The organism is Pseudochelatococcus sp. B33 (assembly GCF_053570585.1).
Genome location: NZ_JBSEFH010000001.1, coordinates 124,212 through 147,481 on the forward strand (window position 1 = coordinate 124,212; position 23,270 = coordinate 147,481).

20 protein-coding genes and 1 riboswitch are annotated in these 23,270 nt (G+C 67.7%); of the genes, 15 read left to right on the forward strand and 5 right to left on the reverse strand.

Annotated features, from left to right (window positions below; translation table 11 throughout):
• The first annotated feature begins 56 nt into the window (after nucleotides 1-56).
• The 7 genes from ACUSIJ_RS00540 (at nucleotide 57) to ACUSIJ_RS00570 (ending at nucleotide 11,062) form a co-directional block, all read left to right on the forward strand.
• Nucleotides 57-1,337: an aspartate kinase gene (locus ACUSIJ_RS00540; RefSeq protein ID WP_449306394.1), complete on the forward strand. Its 1,281-nt coding sequence runs from the start codon at nucleotides 57-59 to the stop codon at nucleotides 1,335-1,337.
• A 451-nt stretch (nucleotides 1,338-1,788) separates the two neighbouring features.
• Nucleotides 1,789-4,056, forward strand: a complete 2,268-nt coding sequence (gene ptsP, locus ACUSIJ_RS00545) for a phosphoenolpyruvate--protein phosphotransferase (protein WP_449306395.1) — start codon at nucleotides 1,789-1,791, stop codon at nucleotides 4,054-4,056.
• Between the two features lie 47 nt (nucleotides 4,057-4,103).
• Nucleotides 4,104-5,186 carry a peptide chain release factor 1 gene (gene prfA, locus ACUSIJ_RS00550; RefSeq protein WP_449306396.1) on the forward strand — a complete coding sequence of 361 codons (1,083 nt, stop codon included), beginning with the start codon at nucleotides 4,104-4,106 and terminating at the stop codon, nucleotides 5,184-5,186.
• 10 nt (nucleotides 5,187-5,196) lie between these two features.
• Nucleotides 5,197-6,099, forward strand: a complete 903-nt coding sequence (prmC, locus tag ACUSIJ_RS00555) for a peptide chain release factor N(5)-glutamine methyltransferase (protein WP_449306397.1) — start codon at nucleotides 5,197-5,199, stop codon at nucleotides 6,097-6,099.
• A 965-nt stretch (nucleotides 6,100-7,064) separates the two neighbouring features.
• Nucleotides 7,065-8,042 (forward strand): DUF4167 domain-containing protein, encoded by a 978-nt coding sequence (locus ACUSIJ_RS00560; protein WP_449306398.1) that lies wholly within the window; start codon nucleotides 7,065-7,067, stop codon nucleotides 8,040-8,042.
• Between the two features lie 131 nt (nucleotides 8,043-8,173).
• A riboswitch (TPP riboswitch) is annotated at nucleotides 8,174-8,315 on the forward strand.
• 75 nt (nucleotides 8,316-8,390) lie between these two features.
• On the forward strand, nucleotides 8,391-10,259 hold the full coding sequence (gene thiC / locus ACUSIJ_RS00565; protein WP_449306399.1) for a phosphomethylpyrimidine synthase ThiC: 1,869 nt from the start codon (nucleotides 8,391-8,393) through the stop codon (nucleotides 10,257-10,259).
• A gap of 332 nt (nucleotides 10,260-10,591) precedes the next feature.
• On the forward strand, nucleotides 10,592-11,062 hold the full coding sequence (locus tag ACUSIJ_RS00570) for a type III secretion system chaperone (protein ID WP_449306400.1): 471 nt from the start codon (nucleotides 10,592-10,594) through the stop codon (nucleotides 11,060-11,062).
• Between the two features lie 28 nt (nucleotides 11,063-11,090).
• On the opposite strand, the gene ACUSIJ_RS00575 is transcribed toward ACUSIJ_RS00570, so the two are convergent.
• Nucleotides 11,091-11,837, reverse strand: a complete 747-nt coding sequence (locus ACUSIJ_RS00575; RefSeq protein ID WP_449306401.1) for a M48 family metallopeptidase — start codon at nucleotides 11,835-11,837, stop codon at nucleotides 11,091-11,093.
• Between the two features lie 214 nt (nucleotides 11,838-12,051).
• Nucleotides 12,052-13,365: a polyhydroxyalkanoate depolymerase gene (locus ACUSIJ_RS00580; RefSeq protein WP_449306402.1), complete on the reverse strand. Its 1,314-nt coding sequence runs from the start codon at nucleotides 13,363-13,365 to the stop codon at nucleotides 12,052-12,054.
• Nucleotides 13,366-13,860: 495 nt separating this feature from the next.
• Between ACUSIJ_RS00580 and ACUSIJ_RS00585 the strand changes: the two genes are divergently transcribed.
• The 5 genes from ACUSIJ_RS00585 (at nucleotide 13,861) to ACUSIJ_RS00605 (ending at nucleotide 18,668) form a co-directional block, all read left to right on the forward strand.
• On the forward strand, nucleotides 13,861-15,204 hold the full coding sequence (locus tag ACUSIJ_RS00585) for an ActS/PrrB/RegB family redox-sensitive histidine kinase (RefSeq protein ID WP_449306403.1): 1,344 nt from the start codon (nucleotides 13,861-13,863) through the stop codon (nucleotides 15,202-15,204).
• A gap of 112 nt (nucleotides 15,205-15,316) precedes the next feature.
• Entirely contained in the window at nucleotides 15,317-15,562 is a 246-nt protein-coding gene (locus ACUSIJ_RS00590) for a type II toxin-antitoxin system ParD family antitoxin (RefSeq protein WP_449306404.1), read from the forward strand.
• Nucleotides 15,552-15,851, forward strand: coding sequence for a type II toxin-antitoxin system RelE/ParE family toxin (locus ACUSIJ_RS00595; RefSeq protein WP_449306405.1), 300 nt, complete (start codon nucleotides 15,552-15,554; stop codon nucleotides 15,849-15,851). Before ACUSIJ_RS00590 ends, ACUSIJ_RS00595 begins: the two co-directional genes overlap by 11 nt.
• A 108-nt stretch (nucleotides 15,852-15,959) precedes the next feature.
• Nucleotides 15,960-16,520: an ActR/PrrA/RegA family redox response regulator transcription factor gene (locus ACUSIJ_RS00600; protein WP_449306406.1), complete on the forward strand. Its 561-nt coding sequence runs from the start codon at nucleotides 15,960-15,962 to the stop codon at nucleotides 16,518-16,520.
• A 135-nt stretch (nucleotides 16,521-16,655) separates the two neighbouring features.
• Nucleotides 16,656-18,668: an SDR family NAD(P)-dependent oxidoreductase gene (locus tag ACUSIJ_RS00605; RefSeq protein WP_449306407.1), complete on the forward strand. Its 2,013-nt coding sequence runs from the start codon at nucleotides 16,656-16,658 to the stop codon at nucleotides 18,666-18,668.
• On the opposite strand, the gene ACUSIJ_RS00610 is transcribed toward ACUSIJ_RS00605, so the two are convergent.
• Genes ACUSIJ_RS00610 through ACUSIJ_RS00620 form a run of 3 tightly spaced genes read right to left on the reverse strand, consistent with a single transcriptional unit; the run spans nucleotide 18,577 to nucleotide 21,639 of the window.
• The gene (locus ACUSIJ_RS00610) at nucleotides 18,577-19,548 is read right to left on the reverse strand and encodes an NAD-dependent epimerase/dehydratase family protein (protein ID WP_449306408.1); all 972 of its coding nucleotides are present in this window, start codon (nucleotides 19,546-19,548) and stop codon (nucleotides 18,577-18,579) included. The two genes, ACUSIJ_RS00605 and ACUSIJ_RS00610, sit on opposite strands and share 92 nt — an antisense overlap.
• A gap of 1 nt (nucleotide 19,549) precedes the next feature.
• On the reverse strand, nucleotides 19,550-20,572 hold the full coding sequence (locus tag ACUSIJ_RS00615; RefSeq protein WP_449306409.1) for an MraY family glycosyltransferase: 1,023 nt from the start codon (nucleotides 20,570-20,572) through the stop codon (nucleotides 19,550-19,552).
• Nucleotides 20,569-21,639, reverse strand: coding sequence for an NAD-dependent epimerase (locus tag ACUSIJ_RS00620; protein WP_449306410.1), 1,071 nt, complete (start codon nucleotides 21,637-21,639; stop codon nucleotides 20,569-20,571). Before ACUSIJ_RS00620 ends, ACUSIJ_RS00615 begins: the two co-directional genes overlap by 4 nt.
• Before the next feature lie 291 nt (nucleotides 21,640-21,930).
• Between ACUSIJ_RS00620 and ACUSIJ_RS00625 the strand changes: the two genes are divergently transcribed.
• The 3 genes from ACUSIJ_RS00625 to ACUSIJ_RS00635 all read left to right on the forward strand — a co-directional run bounded on the left by ACUSIJ_RS00625 (nucleotide 21,931) and on the right by ACUSIJ_RS00635 (nucleotide 23,232).
• Nucleotides 21,931-22,143 (forward strand): CsbD family protein, encoded by a 213-nt coding sequence (locus ACUSIJ_RS00625; protein ID WP_449306411.1) that lies wholly within the window; start codon nucleotides 21,931-21,933, stop codon nucleotides 22,141-22,143.
• Nucleotides 22,144-22,411: 268 nt separating this feature from the next.
• Nucleotides 22,412-22,744, forward strand: a complete 333-nt coding sequence (locus tag ACUSIJ_RS00630; protein WP_449306412.1) for a DUF883 family protein — start codon at nucleotides 22,412-22,414, stop codon at nucleotides 22,742-22,744.
• A complete protein-coding gene (locus tag ACUSIJ_RS00635) occupies nucleotides 22,744-23,232 on the forward strand; it encodes a hypothetical protein (RefSeq protein ID WP_449306413.1) in 489 nt (162 codons plus the stop codon). Before ACUSIJ_RS00630 ends, ACUSIJ_RS00635 begins: the two co-directional genes overlap by 1 nt.
• Nucleotides 23,233-23,270 lie beyond the last annotated feature (38 nt).

A 23,270-nucleotide genomic window follows, 5' to 3' on the forward strand; every position in this document is an offset into this window, starting at 1 on the left:
CCCTTCGCCGCATCGCAAGCGGCGGTATTGCTACGGAAAGCGAACCTGAACCCATCATGGCCCGTCTGGTGTTGAAGTTCGGCGGTACGTCCGTCGCCAATATAGATCGCATCCGCAACGTGGCCCGGCATGTGAAACGCGAGGTGGATGCCGGGCATCAGGTCGCGGTGGTCGTATCAGCCATGTCGGGCAAGACCAACGAGCTGGTGGAGTGGTGCCGCGAGGCGTCGGCCATGCATGACGCGCGCGAATATGACGCGGTCGTCGCCTCGGGCGAACAGGTGACGGCGGGGCTGCTGGCGATCACGCTGCAGGCCATGGGCCTCGACGCGCGCTCGTGGCTCGGCTGGCAGATCCCGATCCTGACCGACGGGGCGCACGGCGCCGCCCGCATCACCGGCATCGAGGGCGCAGCACTGATCGAGGCGTTCGAGAAGCATAACCAGGTCGCGGTGATCGCCGGCTTCCAGGGCATCCACGAGACCACGGGGCGCATCACGACGCTGGGGCGCGGCGGCTCCGACACCAGCGCGGTCGCCATCGCCGCCGCCGTCCGCGCCGACAGGTGCGACATCTATACGGACGTGGACGGGGTCTACACCACCGATCCGCGGGTGGTGCCCCACGCCAGCCGGCTGGACCGGGTGTCCTTCGAGGAAATGCTGGAGATGGCGTCGCTCGGCGCCAAGGTGCTCCAGGTGCGCTCCGTCGAGCTGGCGATGATCCACAACGTGCGCACTTTCGTGCGGTCCAGCTTCGACGACCCGGATGCCCCGCGGCCCGGAACCCTGATTTGTGATGAGGAGGATATCTTGGAACAACAGGTCGTAACCGGCATCGCCTTCTCGCGCGATGAAGCGCAGATCACGCTGCGTCGCGTTGCCGACCATCCGGGCATCGCAGCCTCGATCTTCGGCCCGCTCGCGGACGCGAACATCAACGTCGACATGATCATCCAGGTCGCGTCGGACGACACCACCACGACCGACATCACCTTCACGGTGCCGGCATCGAGCTATGAGCGCGCGCGCAGGATCCTCGAGGAGCATCGCGACGTCATCCAATACGCCACGCTTCAGGGGGCCACCGACGTGGTGAAGATCTCCGCCATCGGCATCGGCATGCGCAGCCACGCCGGCGTGGCGGCGAAAGGTTTTCGCGCGCTGGCCGACAAGGGCATCAACATCCGCGCCATCACGACGTCGGAGATCAAGTTCTCGGTGCTCATCGATTCGGAGTATACCGAACTGGCGGTGCGCACGCTGCACTCCCTCTACGGGCTGGACAAGAAGCCGGAAGGCAAGCCCCAGCCAGCGCGGGACAGCGCGGCAGGTTGACGCATACCGCGCACCCTGCCCCGGCGCGTGCCCCGAAAAGGGAATGCCCTTTTCTGAAAAAGATTTGGAAAACAGGACAATGGAGCGGGACGGCTTTCATGCGAAAAACGCCATCCCGGCCCACGCAAGCGGCAGTTGTGCCGGAAGGTTTGCCGGAGCAATATCATCGTCTCATCGGTCATGCGTGTAGTGCCAAGCCGTCAGCATTCCGCGCCGTTGGGATATACTGGGTTACAGGCGGTTCGAAGCAGATCCGGGAAGCACTTGTTGCCGTATATTTGTGAAATTGCAGCAATGCGTTGCCGGGAATTCTTTTCATGCGGCTGCTTGCAGGGTTGCATGAACCTTGGTTATACCCCGAGAAACGAATGCTGGAGGTCCGCGTGGTGAGTCGCGGGTCGGGACCGGCGAATGACGGCCCGGCGTTAACGGGCGGAATGGGAACGGGCTGATGCGGGGAGCGTTGGGGAGCCCACGATTGCTTTTGCGTCGTCTGCGTGAGGTCATGGCGGAACCGGTCAGCGCGCAGGAGCGGCTGGACAAGGTCGTGGTCGTCATTGCGTCCAACATGGTGGCGGAAGTGTGCTCCGTTTACGTGCTGCGCGTCGACGGCACGCTTGAGCTTTACGCGACGGAGGGCCTCAATCCGGAGGCCGTCCACCTGACGACCATGCGGCTCGGCGAGGGCATCGTCGGCACCATCGCGCGCGATGCGGAACCACTGGCGCTCTCCGACGCCCAGCAGCACCCCGCCTTCTCCTACAAGCCGGAGACCGGGGAGGAGATCTACCACAGTTTCCTCGGCGTGCCGATCCTGCGCGCGGGCAACACGCTCGGCGTGCTCGTGGTCCAGAACCGCGCCCAGCGCATCTACACCGAGGAAGAGGTCGAGGCGCTGCAGACCACCGCGATGGTGCTGGCCGAGATGATCGCCTCGGGCGAATTGCAGGCGCTGGCGAAGCCGGGCGCCGATATCGCCGTGCGCCGGTCGCTGCATCTGCACGGCGTTGCGCTGGCCGACGGCGTGGGCCTCGGTCACGTGGTGCTGCACGAGCCGCGCGTGGTGGTGAAGGACATCATCGCCGACGACCCGCAGCGCGAGCTGATCCGCCTCGACGAGGGCATCGCCACCGTGCGCGAGACCATCGACCGGCTGGTGGAGCGCGGCGACATCGCCCACCACGGCGAGCACCGCGACGTGCTCGAGACCGTACGCATGTTCGCCAACGATCAGGGCTGGATACGGCGCGTGCGCGAGGTCGTCACGACCGGCCTCACGGCGGAAGCCGCCGTCAAGCGGGTGCAGTCGGACGTGCGGGCGCGGATGCTGCGCCAGACCGACCCCTACCTGCGCGACCGGCTGCACGATCTCGACGAGCTGTCCGACCGGCTGCTGCATGCGCTTGCCGGCGAGCAGTTCGGCGTCTCGCGCGATAATCTGCCGGAAAACGCCGTGCTGGTCGCCCGCTCCATGGGGCCTGCGGCGCTGCTCGACTACGACCGATCGCGCCTGCGCGGCCTGGTGCTGGAGGAAGGCGGAGCGGGAAGCCACATCGCCATCGTCGCGCGCGCGCTCGGCATCCCGGCGGTGAGCGAGATCGCCGGCATCACCGGGCTCGTGGAATCGGGCGACGCCATCATCGTGGACGGCTCCGCCGCCGATGTGCAGGTGCGTCCCCAGCCGGACGTCGAGGGCGCCTATGCCGAGAAGGCGCGCCTGCGCGCCCGCCGGCAGGAGCAGTACAAGGCCCTGCGCGAACTGCCGGCCGTGACGCTCGACGGCGAGCGCATCTCGCTCAACGTCAACGCCGGACTGCTGGTCGACCTGCCCCACGTGTCGGAGACCAACGCCGACGGCGTGGGCCTGTTCCGCACCGAGTTGCAGTTCATGATCGCCGAGCGCATGCCCTCGACCAGCGAGCAGGAAGCGCTCTACCGGCAGGTGCTCGACGAATTGGCCGGTGCGCCCGTCACCTTCCGCACGCTCGACATCGGCGGCGACAAGGTGCTGCCCTACATGCAGACCGTGGACGAGGAAAACCCGGCGCTGGGGTGGCGGGCGATCCGCATCGGCCTCGACCGTCCCGGCCTGCTGCGGGCGCAGGTCCGGGCGCTGCTGCGCGCCTGCGGCGGGCGGGCGCTGAAGGTGATGTTCCCGATGGTCGCGACCGTCGAGGAATTCATCCGGGCCAAGGCGATCGTGACGCGCGAACTCGCCTACCTGCGCAAGCTCGGCCATGTGGAGCCCGCGTCGATCGCCGTCGGGGTGATGGTGGAGGTGCCCTCGCTCGTGTTCCAGATCGACGAGCTGGTGAGCGTCGCCGACTTCCTTTCCATCGGCTCGAACGATCTCATGCAGTTCCTGTTCGCCGCCGACCGCGACAACCGGCAGGTGGCCGAGCGCTTCGATCCGCTGAGCGCGCCGCTGCTGCGCGCGCTGAGAACCATCCACAACGCCGCCGACACCGCCAACAAGCCGGTGACGCTGTGCGGCGAGATCGGCGGCAGGCCGCTGGAGGCCATGGCCCTGATCGGGCTCGGCTACCGGTCGTTCTCGATGTCGCCGGCCTCCATCGGCCCGGTCAAGGCGATGCTGCTGTCGCTCGACGCCGCCGCCATCTCGGCCGAGATCAACCGGCTGCTGAGCACTGCAGGCGACCGGGGCACGCTGCGTCAGGCGCTCGCCGGCTTCGCCGCCGCCCGGGGCATTCCCGTGTAGCGTGGAACCGGCCGCTTTGCCTCGTCACAGGTTTTTTATCGATCCGCATGTCTGACATCTCCACTCCGCCGCCAGAGCGTCTGGCCGCCATCCTCGATCGCCACGCGGTGCTGACCGCGACGCTGGCGGCGGGCGCCGATTCGGATTCCTTCGTCGTCCTGTCGCGCGAACTCGCGGAACTCGATCCGGTGGTCGAGGCGATTCGCGTCTATCAGGCGGCGGACCGGAACCTCGCGGACATCGAGGCGCTGATCGCCGATCCGCAGACGGACCGGGAACTGCGCGCCTTCGCCGGCGACGAGCGGCCGCAGGCCGTCGAGGAGCTCGCGGCGGCGGCGCGCGAACTGACGATCATGCTGCTGCCCAAGGACGCGGCCGACGAGAAGAGCGCCATCCTGGAAATCCGCGCCGGCACGGGCGGCGACGAGGCCTCCCTCTTCGCCGGCGATCTGCTGCGCATGTACACCCGTTACGCCGCCTCGCGCGGCTGGTCGGTGGAGATCCTGTCGGAAAGTCCCGGCGCCTCGGGCGGCTACAAGGAAGTGATCGCCGAGGTCAGCGGGCGGGGCGTGTTCGCGCGGCTCAAGTTCGAGTCCGGTACGCACCGCGTCCAGCGGGTGCCGGAAACCGAGGCGTCGGGCCGCATCCACACCTCCGCCGCCACGGTCGCCGTGCTGCCCGAGGCCGAGGACGTGGACGTCTCCATCGACGAGTCGGACCTGCGCATCGAGACCATGCGCTCGGGCGGCGCCGGCGGCCAGCACGTCAACAAGACGGAATCAGCCATCCGCATCACCCATGTCCCGACCAACACCGTGGTACTGGTGCAGGACGAACGCTCGCAGCACCGCAACCGCGCCAAGGCGATGGCGATGCTGCGCGCCAGGCTCTACGACGCCGAGCGCAGCCGCGCGGACGCGGCGCGCGCCGAGGACCGCCGGCTGCAGGTCGGCTCCGGCGACCGGTCGGAGCGCATCCGCACCTACAACTTTCCGCAAGGCCGCGTCACCGATCACCGCATCAACCTCACGCTCTACAAGCTCGACGAGGTGATGATGGGGGACCTCGACCAGTTGCTCGACGCGCTGATCGCCGAGCATCAGGCGGCGCTGCTCGCCCGCCAGCATTGAGGGCCGGCGGATGCGCCAGGATGCCGTACCCATATCCCGGCAAGACGCCCTGCGCGACCTGACGGCGCGGCTTGCCATGGCGGGCATCGATACCCCGGCGCTCGACGCGCGCGTGCTGCTGATGCACGCAGCCCGCCTGTCCGCGACGGACCTCTACGCCTGGCCCGACGAGGCGCTGCCGCCCGACGCGCTGGAACGGCTCGCCGCCGCGGCGGCGCGGCGGCTGGCGCGCGAGCCCCTCGCCCGCATTCTCGGCGAACGGGAATTCTGGGGGCTGCCCTTCGCCCTTGCCCCCGCGACGCTCGTGCCCCGGCCGGAGACGGAACTGATCGTCGAGGCGGCCATCGCCGAACATGCCCGTATCGCCGCCACCCGTCCCGGCGAGGCGTTCCGGTTCCTCGACCTTGGGACGGGATCGGGCTGCATTGCGGTCGCACTCATGCACGAGCTGCGCCGGACGGGCAAGGCCGGCGACGCCCGGGGCGTTGCCGTCGATCTGTCGCCCGAAGCGGCGGCGACCGCGCGCCGCAACGCCGACAGAAACGGTGTCGGCGACGGCCTGTCCTGCGTCGTCGGCTCCTGGGGAGCGGCGCTGGCGGGGCGCGGGTTCGACGTCATTCTGTCCAATCCGCCCTATATCGAATCCGCCGCGATCGCCGGCCTCGACGCCGAAGTGCGGGAGCACGATCCCTGCCTCGCCCTCGACGGCGGCGCGGACGGGCTCGACGCCTATCGGGCGATCTTTGCCGAAGCCCCCCGCCTGCTGCGCGCCGATGGCGCGGTGATCGTCGAATTCGGCCGGGGACAGGCGCCGACTGTCGCCGGCATCGCAGCCGCGCACGGCTTCAGCGTGGCCGTGCCGGTCGCCGATCTTGCCGGAACGGAGCGCGTCATTGTTGCCACATTCTCGTGAAAATGATGCGCGTTAGCGCATGGGCCGTAGAAAACGCTTGGCGCGACTGCGGCAAGGCGATAATGTTTCGCTATGAATCAGGCTCGGCTGTCGATCTGAGGCCTTTTAGATGCTTTCGGCATCTTGGGGTGTGGCCGGTTTTCGTCCTCTGTTGAGCTGAACGCATTCGATCGATGAATGTCGCCAGCAGGCCGGAACGTTGCGTGATCAATCGAGGCAACTGTCTGTCGTTGGTATACGCGCCGCCTTTCGGGCAAGCAGCGATAGAATGCGCCTTGCGGGGAGTAGGACGCTCCCGCGGGCGGGGTTGATACACTTTAGTTGCAGTGAGCCTTATTCGCTACCTCTTGAACAGGGTTTTCAGCATGTCTGGAAGTTGTGCGCGCGTGTACCCGGCCAGCGCCCGGTCCTGGGACACGGAAATACTTCGATCGCCGGCTGGTAAATGATGGCCCGGCTGACCATGTAAACCTTGTTCCGGTCCCTGAAGATGGCCTGGATAGTCGGAACTCCTCTTGATCCATCGCTTTCGGAACAGATGCATATCCGACCAGTCCGGACTTCGCCGGTTCGATACGGTCGCCGGCCGTTGCCGGTGGCGCGTCTTTCCAGCCGTCCTCATCGGAACCGTTCATTGGCGCACCGACCCAGGGAATGGATGCCGTTTTCTGGATGAATTCGATGCAGAAACAAAAAGATAGAGCGGGATGGCGGAAGAGCGAAAGGCCGCCTCGCGCGAGGGATGGAAAGACCGTCGCGCCGGTCCGGTATCGCCGGGACAGTGCTGCGGAAATGGAGCGGCGGCATCTGAGAGAAAATGAAGACGTCGCTTTATCTTTCTGATTTGACGCCGGATTTTCCCGAAAGGCGCGAACTGCGCTTCGGTCCGGTGTTCTGGCGGGCACAGGTGTGCCGTATGGGGGCGACGATCCCCCTCAATTGTAGCTCCCGAAGAGATTAATCTTATGAGACCAGGTCAAAACAGGCGTATGCGCAACCGGGGACGGAAGGCCCCCAATCCGCTGACGAAGACGTTCGAGTCGAACGGACCCGACGTCAAGGTTCGCGGCACGGCGCAGCATATCGCGGAAAAATACACGCAGCTTTCGCGCGACGCGCAGGCCTCGGGGGACCGAGTCGCCGCCGAGAACTACCTTCAGCACGCTGAACATTACATACGCATCATCCTCGCCGCCCAGGCGCAGTTCCAGCAGAACTTCGGCTTCCCGCGCCAGTTCGACGACGAGCAGGACGATCTCGTCGAGGAGAACGGCATCGGCTACGGCGTACAGGACTACAGCACGCCCCAGCCGTCCGCGCGCTTCCCGCTCGCCGATGACGAGGCCCAGCCCATCCTGCCCGCGCGCGGCCAGCAGGAGCCCCGATCGCACGAGCCCAGGACGCAGGAGTCCAGGACCCAAGAGCCCAGGACCCAAGAGCCCAGAACGCAGGAGCCGCGCAATGCGGAGCGTTTCGAGCGCCCCGACAGGCAGGAGCGTCCCGACAGGCAGGAGCGGCGCGAGCGTTTCGCAAGGCGGCGCGAGGCCGCCGCGAACCGGTATGCGCAGGCAGCGCCGGCCGATGACGCGGGTTCCGCGCAGCAGCCGATCCTGCCGGCCTTCCTGACCACGCCGGTGCGCACGGTTCCCGGCAGCGACGAGCAGCCGGTCATCCTGGCGCCGGAGCTTCCGGAGGTGAACGAAGAGGCCGCCGTCGAGCCCGTTGCCGCACCCGCCCCTGCCGCACCCGCCCCTGCGGCCGACGACACCGTGGCCACGGAGAAGCCCGCGCCGCGGACACGCCGCCGCCGCACCGTTGCAAGCGCCGCGGAAGGCGACGCCGCAACCGAGGGAACGGAAAACGGAGCCGAACAGCCGGTTCGGAAACCCCGCGTGACGCGCACGCGCCGCAAGAGCGTCGACGACGTCTCGGTCGCCGAGTAGCCGGAGCGCCGCACGGCGGCGCCTCGCTATCTCTTTGCCCACGCATCGGATTCGTCACGGGAACGACGGCCGTTTTCGGTGCGATGCGACCGATATGTGATTGACAAAGCCGCCGAACGCGCCGACATTGTCCCCATTCCGAGGGGTGCCCCGCGAGGGGGCTGAGATTCCGTCGAGGATTGTCCGCAGCTGTTCGATCGCGGGCAATCCGCCATGGTGACCCTTGAACCTGATCCGGGTCATACCGGCGGAGGGACGGGACCATGTCGGCGCCAAAGCCCTATCTTTATCTGCATGCCTGTCAGTCGCCCCGTGCCCGGATTCTCATTTCCGGGAGGAGCGGACGACATGACACCATCGACACAATCCACATCATCGAAACGCCCGCGTGACGGCATCGCCGCCGTGCCGGCCGGCGTCACGACCGGTCCCATCCACGGCTCGCGAAAGATTTACGCCAGTCCCGAGGGCCGGCCCGATATCCGGGTGCCGTTCCGCGAGATCGGGCTCGATCCCGCCTGTGGCGAGGATCCGGTGCGCGTGCCGGACACGTCCGGCCCCTATACGGACGGCGATGCGGCCATCGATCTCGAGCGGGGGCTCGTGCCCGTGCGGGCGGAATGGCTCGTGCGGCGCGGCTTCGATGCGGTCGCCCCGCGCCCCGTGAGGCCGGAGGACAACGGCTTTTCGGGCCCGGACATCCCCTCGGGCCGCCTCGTGCCGGCCTGCCCCGCCGCGCATCCCGTGCTGGAGGGGCGTCACGGGCAGCCCGTGACCCAGCTCGAATTCGCCCGCGCCGGCATCGTCACCGACGAGATGATCTATGTCGCCCACCGGGAGAACCTCGGCCGCGCGACCATGCTGGCGGGGGCCGAGCGGCGGCGCGCCGACGGCGAGGATTTCGGCGCGGCGATCCCCGCCTTCATCACGCCGGAATTCGTGCGCGAGGAGATCGCGCGCGGGCGCGCCATCATCCCGGCCAACATCAACCATCCGGAGCTCGAACCCACGATCATCGGCCGCAACTTCCTGGTGAAGATCAACGCCAATATCGGCAATTCCGCCGTCACCTCAACGGCCGCCGAGGAGGTGGAGAAGCTCGTCTGGGCCATCCGCTGGGGTGCGGACACGGTGATGGATCTCTCCACCGGGCGCAACATCCACAACATCCGCGGCTGGATCATGCGCAACTCGCCGGTGCCCATCGGCACTGTGCCGATCTACCAGGCGCTGGAGAAGGTCGACGGCGAGCCCGACAAGCTCACCTGGGAGGTGTTCCGCGATACCCTCATCGAGCAGGCCGAGCAGGGCGTCGACTATTTCACCATCCATGCCGGCGTGCGGCTCGCCTATGTGCCGCTCACGGCGAGCCGCGTCACGGGAATCGTCTCGCGCGGCGGCTCGATCATGGCGCGCTGGTGCCTGTCGCATCACCGCGAAAGCTTCCTCTACGAGCGCTTTGGCGAGATCTGCGACATCATGCGCCGATACGACGTGTCGTTCTCGCTCGGCGACGGCCTGCGTCCGGGCTCCATCGCCGACGCCAACGACGCCGCCCAGTTCGCCGAACTGGAGACGCTCGGCGAACTGACGCAGATCGCCTGGGAGAAGGGCTGCCAGGTCATGATCGAGGGGCCCGGCCACGTGCCGATGCACAAGATCAAGGCCAACATGGACAAGCAGTTCGCAACCTGCGGCGAAGCGCCTTTCTATACGCTAGGGCCGCTCACGACCGACATCGCGCCGGGCTACGACCACATCACCTCGGCGATCGGCGCGGCGATGATCGGCTGGTTCGGCACGGCGATGCTGTGCTACGTCACGCCGAAGGAGCACCTCGGCCTGCCCAACCGCGACGACGTCAAGACCGGCGTGATCACCTACCGCATCGCGGCGCACGCCGCCGATCTCGCCAAGGGCCATCCGGCCGCGAAGCTGCGCGACGACGCGCTGTCGCGGGCGCGTTTCGACTTCCGCTGGAACGACCAGTTCAACCTCGCGCTCGACCCCGACACCGCCCGCGCATTCCACGACGAGACCCTGCCCAAGGAGGCGCACAAGGTGGCGCATTTCTGCTCCATGTGCGGGCCGAAGTTCTGCTCGATGCGCATCACCCAGGACCTGCGCGCCGAGGCGGAACGGCTTTCGGGGCTTGACGGCAAGGCGCAGGAGTTCAAGGACACCGGCTCGCAGATCTACGTCCCGGCGGCGGAATGACCGGCGCACGTCCCCGGAAGGCGGATGCCGCTTTCCGGGGACGCGACTCGACGAAAAACCGCCCCCCTCCCGCCGGCGGACACACGACCGGAATCCCCTCCGCCACCGGCCCGGTCCGCGGCCGGTGGCGGACCGGGGGACTGATTATGAGTCGTAAGGTGCTGGCGTTTCGTATTCAATGCCTCTATAGTTCCCGCCCGCAGCCCCCTTGCATGTCGGCTAAATGCATCGGGGCCGGATGCATGGCGGCCCGGCCGCTTCTCTCTTGTGATTACGCAGGCCGGTTTCCTGACACGGTCCATAATAAACGAAATACTTCAGAGGGCAGGACGATGACCGACTATTTGCTTTCGCAGCCGCACACCGAGCCCGACCTCGTTCCGCCGATGGCGCAGGCGCTGCTGGAGGCCTTCGGCCGACACATCGGCGTCTCGACGCTGGGTTTCGACGCCAACGGGGAGTGCGGCCTTCAGGCGGGCGAGCACGTCGTCACGATACAGGCCGAGCGCGACAATGAGGCGCTGGTGCTGCGCGCCGAGGTCGCCGAGGCGCCGGCCAAGGCCAGCGAAGCCTTTCTCGCCCGCCTGCTGGTGGGCAATTTCAGCACCGCCTTTGCCGGTTTCGGCACGCTGGCGCTCGACGCCGCACGGCGCAGGGTCGTCCTGCTCAGCCGCCTGCCCCTCTACGGCCTGACGCCCGCCCCCCTGCAGGAGGCGGTCGAACGGCTGGCGACCGGCGCCGGCTTCTGGAAGCGCGAACTGGAGGCCGCACAGGCCGGCTCGCCGGACAACACGCCGGCCTGAGACGGCCCGCCGGCATCCCGACAAACGCTCATCCGTATCGATGCAGGCTGCTGCCGTGGCGCTTGAGCCAGGCTTCCGCCTCGTCGGTGCCGGGGCAGAGCCGGTACGTCAGGCGCCAGAAGCGGTCGGAATGGTTGAGTTCGGCGAGGTGCGCCACCTCGTGCGCCGCCAGATAATCCAGCACCATCGGCGGCGCGAGGATGAGGCGCCACGAAAAGTTCAGCCTTCCCTGGGCGGAGCAGGACCCCCACCGGCTGCGTGTGTCGCGCAGGGTGATGCTGCGGGCCGGCACGCCGAGAGAGGCTGTGTGCCGCGCCACCGCCGCCGACAGATCGCGGCGCGCCTGCCCGAGCAGAAAATCCTTCACACGGCGCGGCACGTGGGGCGCTTCGCCGGCAACGGTGATGATCGGCTGCCCGGCCGCGTCAAGGGCTGCGCCGACGCTGCCGCGCACCGCGCTCCAATGGACGATGCGGTGCGGTTCGCCGCGCAGCGGCACGATCGATCCGGCCTCGAAGGGCACCCGCAGGGGCACACGCTGCATCCGCTGCGCGATCCAGCCGGCATGGGCATCGAGAAACCGGCGTGCGGCCGCCATGTCGCTCTGCTCGGGCATGGTGAGCACCGCCTCGCCCGTCGCCATCGACACCCGCAGTGTAAACCGTCTCGCGCCCGGCCGCGGACGCAGACGCACGCTGAGTGCCTCGCCCTCGTGCACGACGTCGAGGCGTTCCGGCACGGATGGCGCGCGCCTGCGAAACAGAACAAGCGGCATCGTCGGATCCCGAATGAATGATCTTGTCATCAGCGACGATTCAGCGCCGCCTGTCAACCGCCAACCCGCAGGCCGCGCGCCCATCGGCCGGCGGGACCGGCGAAGGCCCTCATGCCGAAGGCCGATGAGCCAGACCCATCGGCCTTCGGTCGAGCCTGCGCGGCGTGGGCGGGATACCCGCCCGGCACCTGTCTGAAGAACGGGGCCGCCGGAATTACGCCACGACGGTGAGATTGCCCCGCGCCGACGACCGGCCCCGGGAGCCTGCCGGCTTCCAGCCCTGCGCCTGCTCTGCGTGATGCGCCTCGACCCTGTCGATGAAGGCGCGGATACGCGGCGCGATCTCGTTGACGAAGCGCCTGCCGTTGAACACGCCGTAGTGGCCCACGCCCTCCTGCAGGTGGTGGTCGCGCAGTTGCTCCGGAATGCGGGAACACAGCTTCTGGGCCGCCCTGGTCTGCCCGACGCCCGAGATGTCGTCGCGCTCGCCCTCGACGGTCATCAGCGCCGTGCGCCTGATGGCGGAGAGATCGACGCGCTCGCCGCGGTGCGTCAGGCCGCCCTTGGGCAGCGCCTGCTCCACGAAGACCTGCTCCACCGTCTGCAGGTAGAACTCGGCCGTGAGGTCCATGACCGCCAGATACTCGTCATAGAAAGCGCGGTGCTTTTCCGCCGAGTCGCCGTCGCCGGCGACGAGGTGCCGGAACATGTCGTGATGGGCGATCAGGTGGCGGTCGAGGTTCATGGCCATGAAGCCCGAGAGCTGCAGGAAGCCCGGATAGACCTCACGCATGAAGCCGGGGCGCGTGAACGGCACCTTGGTGATGCAGTTGCGCTTGAACCAGGCGATGCCCCGCTCCTGCGCCAGATTGTTGACCTCGGTCGGGTTCTCGCGCGTGTCGATCGGCCCGCCCATGAGGATCATCGACCGCGGCGCCGCCGGATCGCCCAGCGCCTCCATGCGCGCGACGGCGGCGATGACCGGAACCGCCGGCTGGCATACGCCCATCACGTGGACGTCGGGCCCGAGCTGGCGCAGCATCGAGATGACGTAGTCGATATAGTCGTCCAGATCGAAGGCGCCGGCCGACAGCGGTACGCCGGAGGCGTCGAGCCAGTCCGTGATGTAGACGTCATGGGTTGGCAGGAACGCCTCGACCGTGCCGCGCAGCAGCGTGGCGTGGTGGCCCGACATCGGCGCCACGATCAAAAGCTTGGGCTGAGATTTCCTCACGCCCGGCCGTTCGAAGCGGATCAGCCGGCAGAAGGGCTCCTCCGACAGGACGCGCTCGCGCACGGTGACCCGGCGCCCGTCGACCTCGATGCAGCCGAATTCGAATGCCGGCTTCGCGTAGCGGCGCGTGGTGCGCTCGAAGAGCTCGCATGCCGCCGATATCGTCCGCCCGTAAGCCGTGTAGCTCAGAGGGTTGGCAGGGATACTGAATGCATATTGCGTGGCGCTCGACACCGTGCGCGCCGGACGCGCGAAAGCGTAAGCAGCCTCATACCAATAGTAGGCGAGATTCATTTATTCCCGACCTCCTTGTTGTAGCGCACCCGGCTCATCGCCCTGGGCGCGCGTCGTCCCCGAAATGGCCCCGGCTCCCTCAACGCTGCCATCGCCCGCCACACAAATTCCCTCCGGACCGCCCGAACAGGGATATGAACGTAGTTGTTCCAATCACAGAAAACAATTTTAGCAATTGCGAAACAAGGATGATATTTCACTGCATGAACAGTTTCACGCGTAACCATTAACAGTGACTTAAGAATATTTCTCTGGAAATCGGCCGTAATGCCCTGTCGATAAGTCCGGCGGATGCGAATTCCGGCCGAATCAGCATCGAAAGCAGACAACGCAGGTGATTCGGGCGTGTTTTTGCCCGATCCCAGCGTCAGGTATCCCTTGGCGGCGTCCGCGCCCGTGACTCGGTCTCGCCATTGCGCGTTCTCCCGCAGGCGGATACACGGAGGGAAGCCCGCATGGCGCGGGCTTGCGACGCAATGTCTGGCGGAGAACGGATTGTTGGCGGAACCGGGGCGCATTCACGCCGAGCGCAACGCCCATCGGCTGCGGGTCGACACGCTGGTGCGGCTGCGGTGGCTCGCCGTGATGGGCCAGAGTGCGACCGTCGCGGGCGTGCATTTCGCGCTCGGCTTCCCGCTTCCCTTCTCCGCGTGTTTTACCGTCATCGCCTGCTCGGCGCTGCTGAACATCGGCCTGCGCATCCGCTATCCCGTCAGCCAGCGGCTCGATCCGGGGCTGGCGGCACTCATTCTGGGCTACGACATCCTGCAGCTGTCGGTGCTGCTGTTCCTGACCGGCGGTCTGCAGAACCCGTTCTCCATTCTCGTCCTCGCGCCGGTGATGATTTCCGCCACCGCCCTGCCGCCGTGGCGCACGCTGTTTCTCGGCGCATTCGCGACGGCGCTCACCACGGTGCTCGCCTTCTTTCACCTGCCGCTGCCGTGGCTGCCGGGCCAGAGCCTCGCGCTGCCGCTGACCTATGTCACCGGCATCTGGTGTGCGATCCAGCTCGGCCTCGGCTTCACGGGCGTCTACGCCTGGCGGGTCGCCAAGGAGGCGCGCCAGCTCGCCAACGCCCTCGCCGCGACCGAACTGGTGCTGGAGCGCGAGCAGCATCTCTCGCAGCTCGACGGGCTCGCGGCCGCGGCGGCGCACGAACTCGGCACGCCGCTCGCGACCATCGCGCTCGTGGTGCGGGAGCTCGACCGCTCGGTCGGCCGGGACCATCCCATGGCGGAGGACCTCACGCTCCTGCGCGAGCAGGTCGCCCGCTGCCGCGAGATCCTCGCCAAGCTGACCTCGCTCGGCACCGACGGCGCGGGGCCGCTCGACCGGCTCACCCTGTCGCATCTCATCGAGGAGGTCGCCGGCCCCCAGCGCGGCTTCGAGGTGCCGATCACCATCAACCGCGAGGGCGAGGGGCCGGAGCCGGTGACCGCCCGTAACCCGGGATTGCTCTACGGGCTCGGCAACATCATCGACAACGCCGTCGATTTCGCCGCCTCGCGCGTCCATATCGAGGCACGATGGAACGCCTCCGCCGTCACGCTCGCCGTGCAGGATGACGGCCCCGGCTTCACGCCCGATATCCTGCTGCGGCTCGGCGATCCCTATGTCACGACGCGCGGCACGGAACGGCGCGGCATCGCCCGGCGCAGCCGCGACGACAATGCCGAGGGACACGGGCTTGGCGTGTTCATCGCCAAGACGTTGATCGAGCGCACCGGGGCGCAGATAACCTGGACGAACGAGCCCGCGCCCGGCAACGGCGCACGAGTAGAGGTATCCTGGACGCGGGAGGCGTTCGAGCAGGGAGCGAGAGGCGGCCCGGCCCCATGACGCCCACACGGAGACGCGCCGGCGGGCATTGGCGCTACCAAATATTGGTATATAATCGGCGGGCAATGAGGCCCGATTCCAATAGGGCTTGGTTCATTGAGGAGACCCGCTCATGGCCAGAAACACCTCCGTTTCTCTCGGCGATCACTTCACTGATTTTATCGATACCCAGGTGCGGACCGGCCGCTACGGCTCGGCGAGCGATGTCGTGCGCGCCGGCCTGCGCCTGCTTGAAGAGCATGAAGCGAAGGTGAAGGCGCTCGAGGCCGCCTTGATCGCCGGCGAGGAATCCGGCCCGCCGCAGCCGTTCGACAATGAGAAATTCTTGAAGAGAATGCGCGACAAATATGTCAGATAAGCAGTCAGTCTATTCGCTGTCGCCGCTGGCTGAGTCGGACCTTGAAGAAATCTGGTCATACAGCTTCAAAACGTGGTCACTGGAACAAGCGAACCGCTATCACGCCGATCTTGTGGCCGCATTTGTCGATCTGGCTACCGGGCAGAGGTCGGGGCGGTCCGTTCACATACGAGATGGCTATTTCAAATACGCTGCGGGCTCCCATTTCATATACTACCGCCGATCCTACCCCGGCATTTTCATCGTCCGCATCCTGCATCAAAAAATGGATGCGGGACGCTACCTTTAGTTCATTTTATGTGACAGTTCTCCCATCGATTGCTACACCATGCCACCTGTCGGCAATGCCGGCCGAGCGTCGGCGCATCGATTGCCATCTCCAGAAGGGAGGAGCACCATGGCGAACGTAGACAATCCGGAAACGGACGCAGCCGAAGACCGCAGCCTCATCATCATCGATGATGATCACGCCTTTCTGAGCCGCCTCGCGCGCGCCATGGAGCAGCGCGGCTACGAGGTCCGCACCGCCGACACGGTGGCCAAGGGCATCGCCCTCATCGAGGAGCGGGCACCCGCCTATGCGGTGATCGACATGCGGCTCACCGACGGCAACGGGCTCGACGCCATCACCCGCCTCAAGGAGCTGCGGCCGGACGCGCGCGGCATCATCCTGACGGGCTACGGCAACATCGCCACCGCCGTTACCGCGGTGAAGCTCGGCGCCTTCGACTATCTCGCCAAGCCGGCCGACGCCGACGAGATCCACGCCGCCCTCCTCGCCAGCGCCGGGGAGCGGGTGGAGGTGCCGGAAAATCCCATGTCCGCCGACCGGGTGCGGTGGGAGCACATCCAGCGCATCTACGAGGCGTGCAACCGCAACGTTTCCGAGACGGCCCGCCGGCTCAACATGCACAGGCGCACGTTGCAGCGGATCCTGGCCAAACGCGCGCCGCGATGAGCCGGCGCGGAGGCCCTCTCCGCTCTAACTTTTTGTTTGCGCATCGTCTTTACCCAAAAGCGGCATCCACTTTCGGGGATCCTGCGCCAGGACCGGACATTGACAATCCGCGCCGGGAGACGGATACCCCCTCGCATGACCAGAACCGCCATCCGCTCCTCGACCGGTTTCAAGAAACTGCTGATCGTCGTTCACGACCTCGTGATGACGGGACTGGCGGTGGCGCTGGCCTTCATCATGCGCTTCGACGGCGTGCGGCTCGCAACGCGCATTGACGCCTTGCCGATGATCCTGCCGGGCTTCGTGCTCTATGCCGGCGTCATCTACTGGATCTTCTCGCTCTACAAATCGCGCTGGCGTTTCGCCTCGCTGCCCGACCTCGCCAACATCATGCGCGCGGTCACAGTGCTGGCGCTGACGCTGCTCGTCGTCGACTATGTGCTGGCGTCGAGCACGTTCTACGGCTTCTTCTTCTTCGGCAAGATCACCATCATCCTCTACTGGATGCTGCAGCTCTTCCTGCTCGGGGGGCCGCGCCTCGCCTATCGCTACCTGAAATATGCCCAGTCGCGCCAGACGCTGGTGCGCGAGGGGGCGGTGCCGGCGCTCATCCTGGGGCGCGGATCGGACGCGGAGGTGCTGCTGCGCGCCATCGAATCGGGGGCGCTGCGCAAGATCGAGGCCAAGGGGATCCTAACCCCGCGCGCCACCGATCTCGGCCAGTCGATTCGCGGCGTGCCGGTGGTCGGCGAATTTGCCGATCTCGAACAGGCGGTGGCGGAATCCACTGAGCGCGGCCACAACATCCGCCGGCTGGTGCTGGCGCCGAGCGCGCTCGGGCAGGAGGCCGAGAGCGAGCACATCCTGGCGCGCGCGCGCAAGCTCGGCCTGCCGCTGTCGCGCATCCAGGGGCTCGACGCCAGCGCCGGCGAGTTTACCGGCGGCATCGCCTCGCTCGCTCCCGTAGAGATCGAGGACCTGCTGCTGCGCCCCACCGTCGAGATCGACCACGAGCGCCTTGCCCGCTTCATCCGCGGCAAGCGCGTGGCCGTGACCGGCGGCGGCGGCTCCATCGGCAGCGAGATCTGCATGCGGGCGGCGGCCTTCGGCGCCTCCGACATTCTGGTCGTCGAGAACTCCGAGCCGGCGCTGCACCAGATCACCGAGGACCTGCGCGCGCTCGACGACGGCCCCGTGGTCCATGGCGCGATCGCCGACGTGCGCGACCGCGGCCGGCTGCACCGGGTGCTGGCGGCGTTCCAGCCGCATCTCGTGTTCCACGCCGCCGCCCTCAAGCACGTGCCCTATCTGGAGCAGGACTGGGCAGAGGGCGTGCGCACCAACGTGTTCGGCTCGGTGAACGCGGCCGATGCGGCGCTCGCGGCAGGCAGCCGCGCCTTCGTGATGATCTCCACCGACAAGGCCATCGAGCCGGTATCGATGCTGGGCGCGACGAAGCGGTTCGCGGAAATGTACGCGCAGGCGCTCGATGCCGAGAACGCGGCCGACCCGCAAGCGCCCCGGCTCATCGCCGTGCGCTTCGGCAACGTGCTCGGCTCAAACGGCTCCGTGGTGCCGAAGTTCAAGGCCCAGATCGCGCGCGGCGGGCCGGTCACCGTGACCCACAAGGACATGGTGCGCTACTTCATGACAGTGCGCGAGGCGTGCAACCTCGTCATCACCGCCGCCTCCCACGCCGATGAGGACATGCGCGCGGGACCGGCGGCGAACCGCCCGGCCGACAAGCCTTCCGTCTACGTGCTCAAGATGGGTCAGCCCGTGCGCATCCACGACATGGCCGAGCGCATGATCCGCCTCGCCGGCTTCGAGCCGGGCACGGACATCGAGATCGCCATCACCGGCGTCCGGCCCGGCGAGCGGCTTCACGAGATCCTGTTCGCCCACGACGAGGCCATCACCGAGACCGGCATCGACGGCGTGATGGCCGCCAAGGCCGTGTTCCCGAGCCGTCTCCAGCTCAATGCCTGGCTGGCGAAGCTGGAGGACGCGGTCAACCGCTACGACCGGGCCGCCGCGGAAGCGGTTCTCGACGCCGCTATTCCCGATTACGCCCGGCGACAGTCACCCCCGCAGCCAGCAGCGCTCCCAACCGCCGAAGCCCCTCCCGGGACGAAACGTTCGGCGTGAAGCCGCTCTCGGCAAGGCGCGTGCCGCCCGCCACCAGCGGACTGTTGAGGCGATCGAGCAGTTCGGCGCGCCCTGCAAGCCGCAGCGCCCCGCGCAGCACCGATACCGGCACCGGCACGAGCCCGGCGCGCCGCCCAAGCCCTTCCCGCAGCGCCGCCAGCATGCCGGCGACGTCGATCGGTTCCGGGTCCGCGACGATGAAAGGCCCCGACAGGGGCCGGCCGGCGGCATCGTCCGTGGTCAGCAGATGCTGCGCGGCGTCCGCCACCGTCTCGACCGCGACCAGCGAGCGCAGGGCGTGCAGTGCCCCGAACGGCAGCGGCACGGGCAGGCGGGCGAGCCGGATCAGCGCCCCCATGTTGCCGCGCACGCTCTCGCCGTAGACGAGCACCGGCCGCAGGGCGGCGGCCGGCAGGTCGTCGATCTCCGCAAGGCCGCGCTCGGCGGCGAGCTTCGAGCGGCCGTAGTCGTCGGTCGGATGCGGCTCGTCCGCTTCCGTCAGCACCGAGGGCGAGGACGGACCCGCCTGGGCGCGCACGGACGACATCAGGACGAACCGCCCCGCCCTGCCCCGCGCCGCATGCGCCAGATGCAGCGTCGCGGCGTGGTTGACCCGGTGATAGTGCTCGCTCGCCACCCCCGGCCCCGCATGCGCGATACCGGCCGCGTGGATCACCGCGTCGACCCCGGCGAGCGCCGCCCGCCAGTCGGGCAAGCCGCCGATATCGCCCACGACGGCGCGCTCCACCGCGCGCCCGGTATCGCCCGCGAGCGGCCGCTCGTCGCGCAGCGCGACCCGCACCGCATGGCCCTGGCGCACCAGCGCCTGTGTCAGGTGGCGGCCGATGAAACCCGTTGCGCCGGTGAGCAGAACGCGCATGTCAGCCTCCTTGCTTCGACACCGGCACAGGGCGGGAAAACCGCATGAGCGTCGCGGCCACAAGCCCGAAACCGGCGAGGACGGCCCCTGCCTGCGCGGGAACTGATGGAAAGGCGAGGCTCGCCGCCGCCAGCGCCGCCAGCGCGACGTTGAGGCCGGCCACCTGCCCGACGACGGCGGGCACGGTCCAGCCGTTATCGGTCGCACGCTGGTAGAAATGGCTGCGATGCGCCTCCCAGACGCGCTCGCCGCGCGCGAGCCGCCGCAGCAGCGTCACGGTAGCGTCGGTCAGATAGTAGAGCGGCAGCAGCACCGCCGCCGCGAGCCCGCTCTCACCCGCGAGCCGATAGAGCAGGAAACCCGCGATCAGCCCGATCGGCAGCGATCCGACATCGCCCAGAAAAAGCCGCGCCACCGGACGGTTGAACGGTGCGAAGCCGACGAGCCCGCCAAGCAGCCCTGCCGCGATCAGGCCGTCTGCGGGATCGAGCCAGCCGGCGAGCGAGAAGAGCACGAGCGCCGCCGTCACCGGCGCCATTTCGGCAACCGTCATCCAGTCGAGGCCGTCCATGAAATTGACGAGATTGACGAACCACACGCCCGCGAGGCCGATCAGCACCCCCTCCACAGCGAAGGGGACAGCGGGAAACAGCCGCCCCACGCCCGCGCCGGCGATCACCGCCGCCACGGCAAGGGCCTGGAACATGAGCCGCAGCACGGGCGGCAGAGGCCGGATATCGTCGATCGCGCCGATCACGCCAAGGCCGACCGCGCCCGCCGCCAGCACGGCGAAGCCGGGCAGCGCGTCGTCGAGGCCGGAGAGCGCCAATCCCGCCGCCGCGCACGGCAGCGCCGCCGCCACGACGGCGATGCCGCCGCCCTGGGGCGTCGGCATCCGGTGGCTCGAGCGCGCGTTGGGCCGCGCCAGCGCATAGCGCTGCAGCAAGGGCTTCAGCAGGACGATAAGCAACGCCGACAGACCCGCGGCGGCAAGCACGACGCTGGTGATGCCCGCCACGCTCATGCCCCGTTGCCGCCGCTCACGCCGTGATAATCGCGATACCAGTCCACGAAGCGGCCGACGCCTTCCGAAAGCGGCGTCACCGGCGAGAAGCCCGTATCGCGCGCCAGATCGGCGATGTCGGCGGCGGTCTCCAGCACGTCGCCGGGCGGCAGCGGGACTTCGGTGCGGCTCGCGGACCGGCCGACCGCCTGCTCGATGAGATCGATCAGCCGGTTGAGCTCCTCGGGGCGGTTGTTGCCGATGTTGTAGACGCGATGCGGGGCGGCGGACGTCGCTGGATCGGGCTTGAGCGCGTCCCAGGCCGGGTCGGGCGCAGCCGGCCTGTCGAGGATGCGCAGCACCCCCTCCACCACGTCGTCGATATAGGTGAAGTCGCGCCACACGCGCCCGCCGTTGGCGACCTTGATCGGCAGCCCGCGCGCGATGGCGTCGGTGAAGATGTAGACGGCCATGTCGGGGCGGCCCCACGGCCCGTAGACGGTGAAGAAGCGCAGGCCCGTGGCGGGCAGGCCGTAGAGATGCGCATAGGCATGGGCCATCAGCTCGTTGGCCTTCTTGGTGGCCGCGTAGAGGCTCACCGGATGGTCGACGTTGTCGCGCTCCGCGAAGGGCACCTTGCGGTTGGAGCCGTAGACCGAGCTCGACGAGGCGTAGACGAGATGGCCGATCCCGCCGTGGCGGCTCGCCTCGAGCACGTTGAGGAAAGCCACGATGTTGCTCTCGACATAGGGGTGGGGCTCGATCAGCGACTGGCGCACGCCGGGCTGGGCCGCCAGATGCACGACGCGCCGCGGCGCGACCTCCCGGAAAACCTCCGCCGTGGCGCGCGCATCGGCGAGATCGATGCGCCGGAACGAAAACCGGGGATCGCGCCGCAGTTGTGCCAGCCGCGCCTCCTTCAGCGCCGGATCGTAATAGGACGTGAGGCTGTCGATGCCGACGACGTCCTCCCCCCGCGCCAGCAGGCGCCGCGCGACATGAAACCCGATGAAGCCGGCGGCCCCCGTCACCACGACGGGCGGAGCAGCACGCGCAACCGGGGCAGGCTCGGAAGAAACGTTCGACAAGGCAACATCCGTTCAGGTCGCGATTGGCGCAGCGTGCAGAAAAGTGGGGACCACTTTTCGTCGACAAAGCTGCGCAAACTCAAGAACCCAGAGCGCAGGTTCCGATTCCGTCGGAACGTCCGGCGCTCTAGATGCCGGGACAATAAAGTATTTTTCGGGGAATGGGAGAGCGAATCCGCCGTTTCGCAGCCATTGCCGCCAGCATCGCACACTTCCCAAGGAACATTTCAGCGCAGGCAGCGTTTTTCGGACGCGCGCACATTCTACCCAGACAATACGAAGGAGAAATTGATGGGTACTGCAGAAAACACATGGGACAGGATTCAGGGCAACTGGAAGCAGTTGACCGGCCAGGTCAAGCAGCAGTGGGGCAAGCTCACCGACGATGACCTGACCGTCATCGACGGCAAGCGCGAGGAACTCGCGGGCAGGTTGCAGGAGCGCTACGGCTATGCCAAGGAGCAGGCCGAGCGCGAAATAGACGAGTGGACCTCGCGTCAATAAGCGCACACCCGTTTCTGCGAACATCTGATAAAGTATTCCGGCGCTTCCCGCACGCACGAACGCCCTCGACGCGTGAGAGAAATGCCCGGAACCCGGCGCCAGTTGCTCCCCCGAGTGCTGGCGCCGGTGCTTGAGCTCCAAACCAGGCAATACGTACCGTATCGGGATCGATCCGACGCGTCGGCAAAGCGATAAAGCGGCGGGGTGACGCCGGCGCGCGATTGCCCCCACTTTTCGACAACATCCGTTTTCTCAAGAGGACACACCGATGGCTGACAAGACCGAAAACAACATCAATTCCGAAATCGAAGCGCTGCGCAGCGAGCTCAAGGGCCTGACGGACTCGGTCGCCGATCTGGTGCGCCGGGAGACGGAGCATGCCCGCGCCAACGTCAAGGGCCTTGCGGACGATCTCGCCGACAACGTTTCCTCGGCCGCCCATTCGGTGGGCGCCACCGGCCAGCGCCTGGCCGCCGATGCCCAGGAGGGCGTGCGCTCGGCGGCGTCCAAGGTCGAGGCCTGCATCGAGAGGAACCCCGTGCAGTCGGTGCTGGTTGCCGCCGGCGTCGGCTTCGTGCTCGGCCTGCTGAGCCGCCGCTGATGTTCGGGCTTCTGCGCGCTCTCATCGGGGCGCAGGTCTTCTCCGCGCAGGTCGGCCGGGTGCGCCGCGAGGCGCGCCAGGCCGTCGCGCGCATCGTGCTCGGGATCGTCGGGGCGTTGCTGGTCATCGCGGCGGCGGGCTTCTTCACCGCGGCCGGCCATGCCACGCTCCACCGCGTCCTCGGCCCGGTCAGCGCGTCGCTCATCGTGGGGGGCGTCTATCTGGCGCTCGCCCTGATCGTCTGGCTTGCCAGCGCGCTTCTCGCGCGCAGGCCGCCCGCCCCGGCCGAGACGCCGGACCTCGCGGCGGCCGCACAGACGGCGCTCTACGGCATAGGCCAGAGCGTGGGAGACGCGGCCCGCAAGATCGATCCGCAGGCGCTGGCCACCGAGGGCGGGCGGAAGCTCGCCCGCACCGTCGGTCCCCTGACTCTGGCGGGGATCGCCGTCGCCGCCGGCTATCTCCTCGCCCGCCGGCTGGATCGTTGAGAGGCCGCGCCGGAGAGGCCCGGCCATCGGCGAAGGGC